General features: G+C 71.7%; 15 protein-coding genes. 4 read left to right on the top strand and 11 right to left on the bottom strand.

Annotated elements, in window-relative coordinates; genetic code table 11:
• Positions 1 to 18: 18 nt before the first annotated feature.
• Genes JOM49_RS37245 through JOM49_RS37265 form a run of 5 tightly spaced genes read right to left on the bottom strand, consistent with a single transcriptional unit; the run spans position 19 to position 3,258 of the window.
• Positions 19 to 438, bottom strand: coding sequence for a hypothetical protein (locus JOM49_RS37245; protein ID WP_209668816.1), 420 nt, complete (start codon positions 436 to 438; stop codon positions 19 to 21).
• Positions 438 to 1,580, bottom strand: coding sequence for an ArsA family ATPase (locus JOM49_RS37250; protein ID WP_209668817.1), 1,143 nt, complete (start codon positions 1,578 to 1,580; stop codon positions 438 to 440). The genes JOM49_RS37245 and JOM49_RS37250 overlap by 1 nt, the downstream gene beginning before the upstream one ends.
• 2 nt (positions 1,581 to 1,582) lie before the next feature.
• On the bottom strand, positions 1,583 to 2,020 hold the full coding sequence (locus JOM49_RS37255; RefSeq protein WP_209668818.1) for an SRPBCC family protein: 438 nt from the start codon (positions 2,018 to 2,020) through the stop codon (positions 1,583 to 1,585).
• 26 nt (positions 2,021 to 2,046) lie between these two features.
• Positions 2,047 to 2,835, bottom strand: coding sequence for a metallophosphoesterase family protein (locus tag JOM49_RS37260; RefSeq protein ID WP_209668819.1), 789 nt, complete (start codon positions 2,833 to 2,835; stop codon positions 2,047 to 2,049).
• A gap of 21 nt (positions 2,836 to 2,856) precedes the next feature.
• Positions 2,857 to 3,258 (bottom strand): polyketide cyclase / dehydrase and lipid transport, encoded by a 402-nt coding sequence (locus JOM49_RS37265; protein WP_209668820.1) that lies wholly within the window; start codon positions 3,256 to 3,258, stop codon positions 2,857 to 2,859.
• 120 nt (positions 3,259 to 3,378) lie between these two features.
• Here JOM49_RS37265 and JOM49_RS37270 point away from each other — a divergent pair, with 120 nt between their 5' ends.
• Complete coding sequence (locus JOM49_RS37270; protein ID WP_209668821.1) at positions 3,379 to 5,175, top strand: AMP-dependent synthetase/ligase; 1,797 nt, start codon at positions 3,379 to 3,381, stop codon at positions 5,173 to 5,175.
• Position 5,176: 1 nt separating this feature from the next.
• Here JOM49_RS37270 and JOM49_RS37275 read toward each other — a convergent pair whose 3' ends face one another.
• Positions 5,177 to 5,887 (bottom strand): TetR/AcrR family transcriptional regulator, encoded by a 711-nt coding sequence (locus tag JOM49_RS37275; protein ID WP_209668822.1) that lies wholly within the window; start codon positions 5,885 to 5,887, stop codon positions 5,177 to 5,179.
• Between the two features lie 129 nt (positions 5,888 to 6,016).
• Between JOM49_RS37275 and JOM49_RS37280 the strand changes: the two genes are divergently transcribed.
• Together JOM49_RS37280 and JOM49_RS37285 are read left to right on the top strand one after the other, a co-directional pair.
• The gene (locus JOM49_RS37280) at positions 6,017 to 6,988 is read left to right on the top strand and encodes an ATP-binding cassette domain-containing protein (protein ID WP_209668823.1); all 972 of its coding nucleotides are present in this window, start codon (positions 6,017 to 6,019) and stop codon (positions 6,986 to 6,988) included.
• Positions 6,985 to 7,812 (top strand): ABC transporter permease, encoded by an 828-nt coding sequence (locus JOM49_RS37285; RefSeq protein ID WP_209668824.1) that lies wholly within the window; start codon positions 6,985 to 6,987, stop codon positions 7,810 to 7,812. Before JOM49_RS37280 ends, JOM49_RS37285 begins: the two co-directional genes overlap by 4 nt.
• 185 nt (positions 7,813 to 7,997) lie before the next feature.
• On the opposite strand, the gene JOM49_RS37290 is transcribed toward JOM49_RS37285, so the two are convergent.
• Together JOM49_RS37290 and JOM49_RS37295 are read right to left on the bottom strand one after the other, a co-directional pair.
• A complete protein-coding gene (locus JOM49_RS37290; RefSeq protein WP_209668825.1) occupies positions 7,998 to 9,653 on the bottom strand; it encodes a DUF885 domain-containing protein in 1,656 nt (551 codons plus the stop codon).
• Positions 9,650 to 11,302, bottom strand: coding sequence for a DUF885 domain-containing protein (locus JOM49_RS37295; protein ID WP_209668826.1), 1,653 nt, complete (start codon positions 11,300 to 11,302; stop codon positions 9,650 to 9,652). Before JOM49_RS37295 ends, JOM49_RS37290 begins: the two co-directional genes overlap by 4 nt.
• A 123-nt stretch (positions 11,303 to 11,425) precedes the next feature.
• Between JOM49_RS37295 and JOM49_RS37300 the strand changes: the two genes are divergently transcribed.
• Positions 11,426 to 12,409: an Lrp/AsnC family transcriptional regulator gene (locus tag JOM49_RS37300; protein WP_209668827.1), complete on the top strand. Its 984-nt coding sequence runs from the start codon at positions 11,426 to 11,428 to the stop codon at positions 12,407 to 12,409.
• A gap of 5 nt (positions 12,410 to 12,414) precedes the next feature.
• Here the strand turns inward: JOM49_RS37300 and JOM49_RS37305 are convergent, their stop codons facing one another.
• The 3 genes from JOM49_RS37305 to JOM49_RS37315 are packed head-to-tail and all read right to left on the bottom strand — an operon-like array spanning position 12,415 to position 14,697.
• Entirely contained in the window at positions 12,415 to 13,338 is a 924-nt protein-coding gene (locus tag JOM49_RS37305; RefSeq protein ID WP_209668828.1) for an RluA family pseudouridine synthase, read from the bottom strand.
• Positions 13,335 to 13,928, bottom strand: coding sequence for a signal peptidase II (gene lspA / locus JOM49_RS37310; RefSeq protein WP_308159004.1), 594 nt, complete (start codon positions 13,926 to 13,928; stop codon positions 13,335 to 13,337). The genes JOM49_RS37305 and lspA overlap by 4 nt, the downstream gene beginning before the upstream one ends.
• Positions 13,903 to 14,697, bottom strand: coding sequence for a hypothetical protein (locus tag JOM49_RS37315; protein ID WP_209668830.1), 795 nt, complete (start codon positions 14,695 to 14,697; stop codon positions 13,903 to 13,905). Before JOM49_RS37315 ends, lspA begins: the two co-directional genes overlap by 26 nt.
• Between the last annotated feature and the right edge of the window lie 3 nt (positions 14,698 to 14,700).

Raw genomic sequence — 14,700 nt, forward strand, 5'->3', positions numbered from 1 at the left:
CAAGCCACGAGAACCCATCTATCGGCCGGTATCCCAGTCTTCCCGGCGCCGCACCGGCACGTGCTGCACCCGCGCCGACCCGGTGGCGCCGGACGGCGGCTCCGGCCGCGGCGGGGTGTACCCGGGCATGTGCACGCCCTCCTCCGGCGCCCAGCGGTCGGCCAGCACCGCCCGCAGCAGCGCGACGAGCTGCGCGGCCTGCTCCAGCACGCGGGCGGCGATCTCCGGGCGTTCCCCGCGCGCCAGCGAGACGACCGCGCACAGCGGGCACCAGCCGCAGCTGCCCGAGGGCTCCTGGTGGCCCGTCGCGTTCTCGTCGTGCCCGGCCGCGACCACCCCGTCCAGCCAGGGCGCGGCCCGCTCCACCACCAGCTCGATGAGCAGCCGCAGCTCCTCGGCCAGCGAATGCGCGCCGGTGGTCGTCTCCGCGTCGGGCATCAGGTACCTCCGGCCGGCTCGAGCTGGACCACCAGCCCGGCGGAATCGGCTTCCGCGCCGGTGATCCGGCACGGGCGCAGCAGCTCGGGCAGGGCGATCACCCGGCGGAACCCGTCCACCGTGATCGCCAGGTCGTCGCCGACCCTGGCCAGGTCCACCTTCGCCGACCGGGACAGCGGCACGCCGACCCGCAGCTCGTGTCCACCGTCCACAGTGGAACTATCCGCCACCGAGAGCAGCGGCGCCACCGGCACCGCCGAGCGGGCCAGCGGGTCGGCCGTGCCGTACAGGCCGGCGGCGATCTCCAGCAGCGCGGGCAGGCCGACCGGTTCGACCGCGCGGTGCTCGACCCGGCGCAGCGCACCCGCGGGCAGCCCGCTCGAGGTCAGTTCGGTGAGCACGGCGTCCTGCTGGGCGCGGCGGGTGCGCAGCCACGCCGCCGCGGAGCCGGGCATGCGGCCGGGCGCGGGCATCAGGCGGTTGACGATCAGCCCGTCGACGGCGATGCCGCGCAGCGCGAGCGAGCTGAGCGTGCGGCGGGTCTCGGCGACCACCAGCCGTTCCGGTGTGAGCACCAGGCGCACGCTGGTCGTCGACGGGTCGGTGAGCAGGGTGCGCAGGCCGGCCAGGTGGGTGGCGAACCGGCGGACCGAGCGGCCGAGGCCACCGCGCCCGCGCAGCCTGCCGAGGTAGCCGGAGATCGCCTCCGGCAGCGACAGCAGGCGCAGCGTCTCCGCCGTCGGCCCGCAGTCGACCACCACGTTTTCCCACGGCCCGGCCTCGGCGAGCCGGCGCACCTCGGTCAACGACAGCAGCTCGTCCACGCCCGGCACCACGGTCAGTTCCTCGGCGTCCAGCGCGTCGATCCCGGCACCGGCGAGCAGGCCGCGCAGCTCGCCGCGGAGCTCGCCCCAGGCGTCGTCGACCAGCGCGCGCGAGTCGATCTGCGCGGCGTGCAGTGCGCTGTCCACTTCGGACGGCTCACCGGTGAGCCCGGTGGCGAACGCGTCACCGAGCGAATGGGCGGGGTCGGTGGACACCACGAGCGTCTTCCGGCCCCGCGCGGCGAGCGCGGCGGCGGTGGCGGCGGCGAGCGTGGTCTTGCCGACCCCGCCCTTGCCGGTGAACAGCAGGATGCGCACGATCAGCCCTCAGCTCGGCGCTTGAGCTCCTTCAGCGCGGTATCCATGATCATCTTCTCGGCCTTGCGGCGCAGCAGGCCGATCATCGGCAGCGCCAGCTCCACCGACAGGGTGTAGGTGACCTTGGTCCGGCCCCCGCCCAGCGGCTCGAGCAGGTACCGGCCGTCCTGCGCCTTCTGCATCTGGCCCTTGATCAGGTGCCAGCTGACCGAGAGCCCGTCGGACGCCCAGTCGTACTCCAGGGTGTAGACGTCCTTGACCGGACCCGCGTCGAGGGTCATCTTCACCTGCTTGGCCCGGCCGCCCCCGGCCTCGGCCAGCACCTCGGTCTCGCGGACGGCCTTGGTCCACTCCGGGTAGGCCGGGAAGTCCGCGATCACCTCCATGATCCGTTCCGGCGACGCGTCGACCTCGATGGACTGCGTGGACTGCTCGGCCATGGGCAAAGGCTACCGTCCGAGAAGGACTACCAGCGCAGCACGTACGGCTGTGCCGTCTCCTTGAAGTGACCGACGTTACGGCACTCGGTCCGCCCGATGCGCGCATGCGCGGCCAGCGGCTGGTGCACATGGCCGAAAAGGGACCAGCGCGGTTGCGCGGAAAGGATGAGTTCGCGCAGCGAGTCGGAGCCGAATTCGTGCCGGCGCGCGATGACGTCGTAGGTCAGTTCCGGCACCGACGGCGGGATGTGGCTGCACAGCACGTCGATGTCGGCGAGCTTGGCCACCGAGGCGTCGAACTCGTCACGCGGGCGCAGGTAGGGCCGCCAGACCGGGTTCGCCCGCGGCTTGACCCCGTCCGGCAGCAGCGCGCCGCCGACGAAGCCGAACCGCAGGCCGCCGATCTCGGCCACCTCGCCGTCCAGGATCTGGGCGCCGGGCCCGGCGAACTCGGGCCACAGCGCGGGCGTGTCGACGTTGCCGGGGGTCAGGTAGACCGGGGCGGTCAGCGCGCCGAACAGCGTCTCGTACTGACCGCGGATCGCCTCGTCCACCGCGGCACCGGGGTCCTCGAGGCTGCCCCAGAGCGAGCGCGCGAAGGCGACCGTCTCGTCACGGGTGCCCTCCCGGCGCAGCCGGGCGAACTCCCCCACCTTCTCCTCACCGAACAGCGTGCCGAGGATGCCGTTGCCGTGGCGCCGGTAGTCGACGAAGTCGAGCAGGTCCCCGAGCACCACCAGCGCGTCGGCGCCCTCCCCCGCCCGTGCCAGCGCCTCGGCGTTGCCGTGCACGTCGGACACCACGTGTACCCGCATCTGTTCCCCTGCTCCCCCGCCTCAACCGGCCGACGGCGGCACCCCGGGCGCCCGGCCGTCCTCCAGGATCTCCTTGAGTTCCAGCGCGATGGCCTTCGCCGCCCTGGCCCGCCGGTCGAACTCCCGGCGGAGCTCACGCTGGGTGACCTCGCGGGTCGGGGTGGCCCGCAGGAAGTAGTGCAGCAGCGTGCCGTCGAGCACCGGTTCCAGCCACACCTCCATGGTGCCGACCAGCGCTCCGCGCACGGTCCAGCGCAGTCCCCGCTCGCCGCGGTCGGTGTAGACCTCGAGCACCAGATCGGGCCAGTACCTGGTCCAGGACCTGGGATCGGCGAAAGCGGCGGCGACGGTCGGCGGCGGTACCGCGAGAAAGGTCTCGTCGACGATGTCGAGCGCCGGCGGCGCCTGGTTCGAAGCGGACACGACGTGCAGAATGTCATGTCACGCGTAACGGCCGTGCGCCCACCGTGGCCAAGCGGGATTGGGCAAGCTAGGTTAACCCGCGAGTAACACCAAAGCCGGTGGTCGATTCGGAGGTCCCACGTGCGCGAATTCAGCGCTCCCGCTGCCCGGAAGGTTTCCGAAGAGGAGAGCCTCGCCGACGTCGTCTGGTCCAACGCCGAGCGCTTCGGCGAGGTGATCAGCTTCCGGCGCCTGGTCGACGGCTCCTGGCTCGACGTGACCGCGCGTGAGTTCGCCGCCGAGGTGCTCGCCGCGGCCAAGGGCCTCGTCGCCGCGGGCATCGAGCCGGGCGACCGGGTCGGGCTGATGTCCAAGACCCGCTACGAGTGGACCCTGCTCGACTTCGCCATCTGGGCGGCCGGCGCGGTCACCGTGCCGATCTACGACACCTCGGCCGCCGAGCAGGTGCACTGGATCCTCTCCGACGCCCAGGCCAAGGCCGTGTTCGTGGAGACCGCCGAGCACCGCGCCACGCTGGAAGAGGTGCGCTCGCGGCTCGACTCGCTGGAGCACACCTGGCAGCTCGAGGGCGCCACCCCGGCGCTGGACGAACTGGGCGAGCTGGGCGCCGGGATCAGCGACGACGACCTGCACGCGCGCCGCCGCGCGGTGAAGTCCACCGACACGGCCACCATCGTGTACACCTCCGGCACCACCGGCAGGCCCAAGGGCGTCGAGCTGACGCACCACAACCTGCTCTCGGAGATCCAGGGCGCGATCCAGGCCTTCCCGCAGCTGATGGAGCAGGGCAACTCGCTGCTGGTGTTCCTGCCGCTGGCGCACGTGCTGGCCAGGGCGCTGGCGCTGACCGGTGTGACCGCGCGGGTGACCCTCGGCCACACCTCCGACGTGAAGAACCTGGTCGCCGACCTGGGCACCTTCCGGCCGACCTTCGTCGTCGCCGTACCGCGCGTGTTCGAGAAGGTCTACAACGGCGCGAAGCAGAAGGCGCACGGCGACGGCAAGGGCAAGATCTTCGACGCCGCCGAAGCCACCGCGGTCGCCTACAGCCAGGCCAAGGACAACGGCGGCCTGGGCCTCGGGCTGCGCGTCAAGCACCTGGTGTTCGACAAGCTGGTCTACTCGAAGCTGCGCGCGGCGCTGGGCAGCCGGTGCATCGCGGCGGTGTCCGGCGGGGCCCCGCTGGGCGCGCGGCTGGCGCACTTCTTCCGCGGCATCGGCGTGCCGGTGTTCGAGGGCTACGGGCTGACCGAGTCCTCCGCGGCGTCCAACGTCAACACCGAGGCCGCCTTCCGTGTCGGCACCGTGGGCAAGCCGATCGCCGGTACCTCGGTGCGCATCGCCGAGGACGGCGAGGTGCTGCTGTCGGGCGAGGTGGTCTTCGCGGGTTACTGGAACAACCCGGCGGCCACCGTCGAATCGCTCAAGGACGGCTGGTTCCACACCGGTGACCTCGGCGAGCTGGACGACGAGGGCTTCCTCAAGATCACCGGCCGCAAGAAGGAGATCATCGTGACCGCGGGCGGCAAGAACGTCGCCCCCTCCGGGCTCGAGGACAGCCTCAAGGCGCACCCGGTGATCAGCCAGGCGATGGTCGTGGGCGACCAGCGGCCCTACATCAGCGCGCTGATCACCATCGACGAGGAGTACTTCCCCTCGTGGAAGTCCCAGCACGGCAAGCCGGAGAACGCCACCGTGGCCGAACTCGCCGACGACGCCGACCTGCGCGCCGAGGTGCAGGCCGCGGTCGACGAGGCGAACCGGCTGGTCTCGCACGCCGAGGCGATCAAGAAGTTCGCCATCCTGCCGCAGGACTTCACCGAGGCCGGTGGCGAGGTCACGCCGAGCATGAAGCTCAAGCGCAACGTGGTGACCAAGAACTACGCCACCGACATCGAGACCCTCTACACCAGGTAGTTCACGGCAGGTTCGCTTCGATCCCGTCCAGGATCAGCTTGAGGGCGGATTCGAAGCGTTCCTCCGGGTTGCGGAACCGGGCTTCGCGCACGGTCCGCTCGAAGTACGGGAACGCGCCGCTGCCCACCACCTGCTCCACGTAGGGCGCGATCGCCGCGTGGGCGGCGTCGCGGTCCATGCCGGAGCGGCGGCGCGCCTCCCGCTCGGCCAGTTCGGCGTCGGTGGAACCGGAGACCCAGGCCGCGAGCACCAGGAAGGTCTCCAGCACCTGCCCGGTGTCCAGCCCCAGCCCGTCCAAAATGGACATGCCGAACTCCATGCGGCGCAACATGTTCGGCCCGGCACTGGAGCGGCTCACGGTCATCCGGCTCAGCCACGGGTGGCTCAGCAGGGTGGCGCGGTGCCCGCGCAGCAGCTCGCTGATGTCGGCCCGCCAGTCACCGGTGCGCTCGGGCAGCACCGCGCCGGTGAAGCACTGGTCGATCATCAGCTCGAGCAGTTCCTCCTTGTTCGGCACGTAGCGGTAGATGGTCATCGCGCCGGTGCCCAGCTCCGCGGCCACCTTGCGCATGGACAGCGCTTCGATGCCGTCGGCGTCGGCGAGGCGGATGGCCGTCTCCGCGATCTGCTCCCGGCTGTAGGACGGCTTCGGACCACGGCCGCTCCACTCGGGCCGCATCCAGATGTTCCACGGGGCGCTGGGCTCGCTCATTGCGCGCATCCTCCTCTCCGAAGACTGGGGGATTCATTGTTGCGTACGTCGTACCCAGTTGGCTAGCCTCTGCGTACGACGTACCCGGTTCGCCGGGGAGTGCTCGGAGTTCGTTCGGAGGTCAGCGGGATGGGCGCACCAAGGCACGAGCCGATCGTGGTCGCCGAGGGGCTGAGGAAACGGTTCGGGGAGACGCAGGCGCTCTCCGGGCTGGACCTGAACATCCCGGCGGGCACGGTGTACGGCCTGCTCGGGCCGAACGGGGCCGGCAAGAGCACCACGATCCGCGTGCTCACCACGCTGACCAAGCCGGACGCCGGGCGCGCCAGGATCGCCGGTTTCGACGTGGCCACCCAGCCCGGCGAGGTCCGCCGCCGCATCGGCCTGGCCGGGCAGCACGCGGCGGTCGACCAGGAGCTGACCGGGCGCGAGAACCTGTGGATGTTCGGCAGGCTGTTCCACCTGACCGGCAAGCAGGCCGCCCGCCGCGCCGACGAACTGCTCGAGCGCTTCGACCTCACGCACGCGGCCGACCGCCAGGTGCGCACCTACTCCGGTGGCATGCGGCGGCGGCTCGACGTGCTCGCCAGCCTGATCATCGCGCCCGCCGTGTTGTTCCTCGACGAGCCGACCACCGGCCTCGACCCGCGCAGCCGCAACGAGATCTGGGACGCCGTCCGCGGGCTCGTGGCCGGGGGCACCACGGTGCTGCTGACCACCCAGTACCTCGACGAGGCCGACCAGCTGGCGAACAAGATCGCGGTGATCGACACCGGCAAGGTGATCGCCGAGGGCACCCCGGCGCAGCTCAAGTCCCGCATCGGTGGCCGGCTCGACGTGGTCATCGCGCCCACCGCGGACCTGATGCGCGCGGCCAGGGCGATGGCGGAGATCGCGCGCGCCGCCCCCGACGTCGACCCGGACGAGCGGCGGGTCAGCGTGGCCACCGGCTCGGCCACGCTGAGCCTGCCGGACGTGCTGCGCTGGCTGAACATGGCCGGGATCGAGGTGGCCGACATCGGGCGCCGCACGCCCACCCTCGACGAGGTCTTCCTCGAACTCACCCACCGCACCCAGCCCGTGGCGGAGGTCCCGGTATGACGTACCCGCTGGCGCAGCCCGAGTGGTCGAAGCTGCGCTTCACCGTGCACGACGGCCTGACCGTGCTGTACCGGAACCTGCTCAAGCTCAAGCACAGCCCGGGGCAGGTGATCGCCGGGCTGGCGTTCCCGCTGGTGGCGGTGGTGCTCTTCGGTTACGTCTTCGGCAGCGCCATCCCGATCGACAACGGCGCGAACTACCGCGAGTACCTGATGCCGGGCCTGTTCGTGATGAGCCTGACCATGTCGATCGCCGGCACGCTGACGGTGATCGCCAAGGACAACGGCCTCGGCGTGATGGACCGCTTCCGCTCGATGCCGATGTCGCGCTCGGCGGTGCCGTTCGGCCAGACCACCGCCGACCTGCTCGTCGGCGCCACCGGCGTGATCGTGATGTCGTTGTGCGGACTGGCTTTCGGCTGGCGGGCGCACCACGGTTTCTGGATGACGCTGGCCGGGTTCGGCGTGTTGTTCCTGATGAACTTCGCGGTCTCGTGGGTCGGGGTGTTCCTCGGCTCGGTGATCAAGCGGGAGGAAACCGCGTCGCGGGTCGGGCCGCTGCTGATGCCGGTCACGATGATCTCGAACGTCTTCGTGCCGACGAGCGGCATGCCGGACTGGCTCGCCGTGATCGCCGAGTGGAACCCGATCAGCGCGACCGTCGGCGCCCTGCGGGTGCTGTTCGGCAACCCGGGCGTGCCGACGGGCCCGGATGTCGCGTGGCCACTGGCGAACCCGGTCCTCGCGTCGATCGGCTGGTCCGTCCTCATGCTGCTGGTCTTCGCGCCGCTGTCGGTCCGGAACTTCAACCGCGCCGGCCTGTAGCCGAAGTGCCCCGAATGTGGCTTTGGGGGCGGATTCGGCCCCCAAAGCCACATTTGTGTCCAGTCGGGTGCCCCGAGCAGCCGAACCACACGTTCAGAGAGCCTCCAGCCAGCCAAGTCGAGTAGCGAACGCTATGAGTGGGGCATTACTTGCATTCAACGCAAGTAATGCCCCACTCATAGCAATCAGGCGGCGGAGGCGGCCCAGGTTCGGACGACGTGGTCCAGTACGGGCAGCGGGACGATCCCCGCGCCCAGTACCACGTCGTGGAAGGCGCGGATGTCGAAACGATCGCCCAGCGCCGCTTCGGCTTCGGCGCGCATGCGCTGGATTTCCAGCCGTCCCACCATGTACGCCAGTGCCTGGCCGGGGCAGCCCGCGTACCGGTCGATCTCCAGCTCGATCTCCAGCCGCGCCATCGGGGTGTGCTCCACGAGGAAGTCCACCGCCTGCTGACGGCTCCAGCCCAGCGCGTGCATCCCGGTGTCCACCACGAGCCGCCCGGCGCGCATGGAGTCCTGGGTGAGCATGCCGAAGCGCGACAGGTCGTCGGAGTACAGGCCCATCTCGTCGGCGAGCCGCTCGGTGTAGAGGCCCCAGCCCTCCAGGTAGGCGTCCACGCTCATCACCCGCCGCACCAGGGGCAGCTCGGTCAGGTTCAGCGCCGTGCACAACTGGAAGTGGTGCCCGGGGATGGCTTCGTGGAAGGCGATCGCCTCACTGGTGTACCGCGGCCGTTCCTCGGCGCGGTGGGTGTTCGCGTAGTAGACACCCGGCCGCGAACCGTCCAGCGACGGCTCGATGTAGTACGCGATCGTGCCGCCTTCGGCCTCGGCCTCCGGGATGGAGGTCACCTCGCAGACCTGCTCCGGCACCCGGCCGAACCACTGCGGGGCAACGGCTCCCGCCCGCCGGATGGCCGCCCGCGCGCCCTCGAGCAGTTCCTCGCCGTCCCGCCAGCGCAGTTCGGGGTCCTCACGCAGCCGCCGGAAGATCTCCGGCAGGTCGTCGGTGCCGAAGACACGCGCGCCCAGTTCGCGGCACTCCCCCGCCAGCTTCTCGATCATCTCCAGACCGGTGGCGTGCAGCTCCTCCGGCGTCCGGTCGGTGGTCGTGTACACCCGCGCCAGCGCCGCGTAACGCGCCTTGCCTTCCGGCTGCCAGCAGATACCGGGCTGGTCGGCGCCCCGCGCCCCCGGCTTCAGCTCCCGCACCAGGAAATCGCGGTACCGCTCGAGTGCCGGGCGCACCACCTCGGTGAGCAACCGGTCCTGCTCCTCGGCGTACCCGTCCAGCTCGACACCGGGCGTCCGGCGCAGCGGGTCGTCCTCGGGCGCGTTCAGATACCGGTTCAAACTGGCGATTCCCGCGTCCACGAGGAATTCCGGCGCCCGCAGCCCGTCGGCGAGACCGGCCTGGTGCCGGACGATCGCCGCGGCCAGGTACGCCGGGACCTCCCGCAGCCGGTCCAGGTGGGCACGGGCGCTCGCCTCGTCGGCCACCGAGGGCACCGGCAGGAACAGCAGCAGGTGCTGCGCCGGGCCGACCTGCATGTCGCTGACCGAGAAGTCGGTCACCCGCGCGTCGAGAAGGTCCACTTCGGACTGGGCGAAGTCGATCAGCGCGAGCCGCGTGGTCTCCTCTTCGGGGGACTGCGGGCTCGCTTCCCGCGCGCGGCGGCCCAGTTCGAGGTAGCGGGCGCGGTACCCGGCCTGTGCTTCGGCGCCGAAGTCCGGCAGCTGCCGGTCCGGGATGCCGAGGCCGAGCATCAGCGGCAGCATCGGCTGGTGCTCGAAGTGCAGGTCGAGGAACTCCTGGGCCAGCTCGTCGACGGCGCTCATTTCGCCGCCCACTCGGTCACCACGGCGTCCAGCACCGACAGCGGTAACGCACCACCGCCGAGCACCAGGTCGTGGAAGGCACGGATGTCGAACCTCTCGCCCAGCACACGTTCGGCTTCGGCGCGGATGCGCTGGATTTCCAGGCGCCCCACCATGTACGACAGGGCCTGCCCCGGGAAGGCGATGTAACGGTCCACTTCGGACTCGATCTCCACCTGCGGCATCGGCGTCTGCTCCACCAGGTAGTCCACCGCCTGCTGACGGCTCCAGCCGAGCGCGTGCAGCCCGGTGTCCACCACCAGCCGCCCGGCACGCATCGAGTCGCAGCTCAGCATGCCGAGCCGGGCCACGTCGTCGGAGTACAGCCCCATTTCCTCGGCCAGCCGCTCCGAGTACAGGCCCCAGCCCTCCGAGTAGGCGTTGAAGTCGCCGACCCGGCGCAGCAGCGGCAGGTGGTCCAGCCCGAGCGCGGTGCTGAGCTGGAAGTGGTGCCCGGGAATGGCTTCGTGGAAGGCGACGGCCTCCGACATGTGCCGGAACCGCTCGGTCGCCTGGTGGGTGTTCGCGAAGTAGGTGCCCGGCCGCGAGCCGTCCGCCGCGGGCCACAGGTAGTACGCCGCCGCGGCGCCGGGTGCTTCCGCCTCGGGCACGGCTTCGACCACGCACGGCTGCGGCGGGATGCGGCCGAACCACTTCGGTGCCTCCGCCTCGGCGCGGGTGATCGCGGCACGGGCGGAGTCGAGCAGTTCGTCCGCGCTTTCCCAGCGCAGCGCGGGATCGGTGCGCAGGCGGTCGAAGATCTCCGCGAGGTCCTTGGTGCCGAAGACCCGCGCGCCGAGCTCCCGGTACTCCTCGGCCAGCTCACCGATCAGCCGCAGCCCGGTGGCGTGCAGGTCCTCCGGGGTGCGGTCGGTGGTGGTGTGCTTGCGGGCGAGCGCGGTGTAGATCTCGTCGCCGCCCGGCAGCCACTTCAGCCCGACCTGGTCCAGCGGGCGCCCGTGCGGGGCGATCTCCTCGGCGAGCACCGTGCGGTAGGCGGCGAAGGCGGGCCGCACCACAGACTCCAGCAGCTCGGCCCGGCGGCGCCCGAACTCCTCGTCCGGCGCCGCCTGGCGCAGCAGCGGGTCGTGCTCGGGGTCGCCGAGGTAGCGGTCCAGGTGCTGGATCGCGGCTTCGACGAGGTGCGCCACGGGCGTGCGCCCGGCCGCGACCCCGGCGCGGTGCCGGTCGGCGATCCGCTCGAGGTACTCGGGGATCGCGGCGATCCGGCCGAGGTGCGCCTCGGCGGAAGCGCCCTCGGTCACCGTGATCATCGGCAGCGTGGTCAGCAGGCCCACCGCCGGTGAGATGAACATGTCGGTGATGGTGAACTCGATCAGCCCCGAGTCGATCCCGTCGATGTGTGCCTGTGCCTGGGAAAGCAGCACGTCGACGGTGACCCGGTCGACCTCGCCGAGCGTGGCGCGGTCCAGTGCGGCGGCCCGCTCGGCGATGTCCGCCAGCTTGGCCCGCTGGCGCTGTTCGGCCTCGGCGCCGGGATCGCCGAGGCCGGGTCGGGTCTGGTCCAGCCCGAGCAGCACCGGCGTCAGCGGCTCGGCTTCGAAGAGCAGGTCGGTGAACTCGTCGGCGAGTGCGACGGCCTCGGTCATCGGGCGTCCCCCAGTGTCGGTTGGTGTCTCCCCCAGACCCTAACCGGAACCGGGGCCGCCGGGCCTGAACACACGACAGGGCCTGAACACCGCAGGGCGGCCGAGGCGGTAGCGTGACCGGCTGTGGCCGTGACCGATCCCGTGGATGCCCGCCTGCTCGCCGCGCTGGCCGAGGTGGGCAAGACGGCCGTGCACGAACTGGCCGCGAAGGTCGGCATGGACCCGCGTGAGGTGGCCTACCGGCTGGTGGCGCTGTCCGGTAGCGGACTGCCGTTGCTCGTCGGCGTGGAAAGCGATCCGAACGGGCTGCGTGCCGCGCTGGTCGGCGGGGCCGGGCCGCGGCCGCCGGTCGCCCAGCCACAACCGCAGCAGCCACCGCAGAACGTCGCCGGGACCCCGTCCGGCCGGTACAACGTGCACACCCCGCCCCCGCAGCGGCCCGGTGCGCAGGGCCTGCCGAGCGGTGCATACGCCGTGCAGGGCACGCCGTCCGGCCGCTACCAGCCGCCACCCGCCCCGCCACGGCCGCCGCAGCAACCCCCGGCACCGCACCAGCAGCAGCAGTTCCACCGGCCGCCGATGCCACCCCCGCCCGCCGACCCGGTGATGAGCACCTGGGGTCCGCCGCAGAGCGCGTCGTGGGCCCGTGGCGACCAGCCGCCGTCCACCGGCCTGCCCGCGGGCAAGCGCACCGGGAAGGCGGGCGAGGTGCTGGAAACGCAGGGGCTCGAAGGCGAACGCCTCGCGCTGCAACTGCTCGAGGTGCAGGATCCGGCGGACTTCCTGTTCAGCGCGGCCGGGTACAGCCTGGAGCCGGGTGAGCGCGCGGTGGTGGTGCACACCGAGATCACCAACCGCGGCCAGACCCCGTTCGCCTCGCTGCCGGACAACTACCTGGAGCTGATCACCGCCGACGGCAAGGCCATCGGCAAGGCGCCGGTCTCCCTGTCTTCCCGGCCGCCGCACCGGATCGGCGTGCAGCCGGGCGAAACCGCCGGTGGGCACACCGTCTACGTACTACCGGAGGCCACGCGGGTGGTCTCGGTGCGCTGGAACGCGCGGCCGGAAGTGGACGAACGGTCGCTCACCTGGTCCATCGAGGACTAGGGCCGCTAGGACTCCGCGCGCAGCTTCTCCAGCGCGTCGGCCAGATCGGCCGGGTACTCCGCCTCGAACTCCACCCAGCGGCCGTCCGCCGGGTGCGCGAACCCGAGCGTCCGCGCGTGCAGCCACTGCCGCGTCAGGCCCAGCCGCTTGGCCAGCACCGGGTCGGCGCCGTAGGTCAGGTCGCCGACGCACGGGTGCCGCAGTGCCGCGAAGTGCACCCGGATCTGGTGCGTGCGCCCGGTTTCCAGCTTGATGTGCGCGAACGAAGCCGCCCGGAACGCCTCGACCACCTCGTAGTGCGTCACGCTCGGCCGGCCACCGGCGACCACGGCGAACTTGTAGTCGTGCCGGGGGTGCCGGTCGATCGGCGCGTCGATGGTGCCCTTGGTCGGGTCCGGGTGGCCCTGCACCAGCGCGTGGTAGCCCTTGTCCACGGTGCGTTCCTTGAACGCCCGCTTGAGCACGGTGTAGGCGTGCTCGCTCTTGGCCACCACCATCACCCCGGTGGTGCCCGCGTCGAGCCGGTGCACCACGCCCTGGCGCTCGGCGGCACCGGAGGTGGAGATGCGCAGCCCGGCGGCGGCGAGCCCGCCGACCACGGTCGGGCCGGTCCAGCCGGGGCTCGGGTGCACGGCCACGCCGACCGGCTTGGAGATCACCACGATGTCGTCGTCGTCGTGCACGATCCGCATGCCCTCGACCGGCTCCGCGACCACCTCGACGGTCCGCGGCTCCGGGAGGGTGACCTCGAGCAGGCCGCCCGCGGTGAGCCGGTCGGACTTGCCCACCGGGTACCCGTCGAGCAGCACGTCCCCGGCCGCGGCCAGGTCGGCGACCGCGGTGCGGGAGAGCCCGAGCAGCTTGGCCAGCCCGGCGTCGACCCGCATCCCGTCCAGGCCGTCGGGGACCGGCAGCATCCGCCCGCTCACGATTTCTTGGCCTTCTTCTCGATCGTCTTGCCGTCGTAGTCCTTGCCCAGCAGCGAGAGCAGGATGATCAGGCCGCAGCCGACGAACAGCGACGAGTCGGCCACGTTGAAGACCGGCCACACATCACCGTTGGGCGCGAACACCGAGACGAAGTCGACCACGTGCCCCTGGAGCACCCCCGGCGCGCGGAAGAACCGGTCGGTCAGGTTGCCCAGCGCGCCGGCCAGGATGAGCCCGAGGCCGATGGCCCAGCCGGGCGAGCGCAGCCGCTTGGCGAACCAGATCAGCGCGATCACCACCGCGCAGGCGAGCAGCGCCAGCAGCCAGGTCATGCCAGAGGCCATGCCGAAGGCGGCCCCGGAGTTGCGGATCAGCTGCAGGTAGACCGCGCCGCCGAGGACGCGCACCGGCTCGGCGAACTCCAGTTCGGCCACCGCGATCGCCTTGGTCACCTGGTCGGCGGCGAGCACCAGCACCGCGATCACCGCGAGCAACGCCACCCGCCGCTTCGGCTGTGGTGCCTCGGGCGCGGCGGGCACTTCGGTGCCCTCGCTCGGCTCGGCTTCAGACGGTGTCGGCTGGTCGCTCACCACGCCATTGTCCACGGCGGGTGGCCAGCGCGGCGATCGCCCCGGCCAGCAGGACCAGCGCGGGGAGCAGGCCGGGCGGGGTGGGCGCCAGGTCGATCGAGGCGACCACGGTCAGCACGGTGACCGCGGCGAGCAGCACGCTGCGCTCCAGCCAGGCGAGGACCAGCAGGCCGGCGGCGAAAACCAGGAGGTCGTCCAAGCCGGGCAGGGCCATCGCCACGAGCATGCTCACCACCAGCCCGAGCAGCACCCCGCCGAGCCAGCCGGCGACCCGGCGGCCGCGGCCGGTGCCGAAGTACGCCCAGGCCACCCCGCACAGCCCGAGCGCGCCCAGCGGGAGCACGAAGGCGTTGACGAAGCCGGACTCGTCGATCAGGCTCCAGCTCGCCGCGCCGAAGGACGACAGCAGGAGGATCGCCGCGCTCCCGCCCACCACGAGCAGCCCGATCCGCCACGGCGACGGCCGGTTCCCGGCGCGGAAACGGAACAGGTACCACGCCACGGTCAGCAGGAAGGCCGCGAGCGCGCCGACCGGCCACCAGCCGAACGCGTCGAACGGCTGCGGGATCCGCAGGGCGATCGCGCTGTCCGCGGGGGCGTAGGCGTAGAGGTGCGCGACGGACTGGTCGAGGCCGTCCTCCCCGATCGGGGCGTAGGCGAACCAGCCGAAGTCCGGCTCCGGCACGAAGAGCCCGGCGAGCAGCACCGCCGCGGTCAGCACCAGCGGGACCCAGTAGTCCCGCCGTCCCGCCGAGATCGGTTCGCGCATGAA

This window comes from Amycolatopsis magusensis, assembly GCF_017875555.1.
Classification (GTDB): domain Bacteria; phylum Actinomycetota; class Actinomycetes; order Mycobacteriales; family Pseudonocardiaceae; genus Amycolatopsis; species Amycolatopsis magusensis.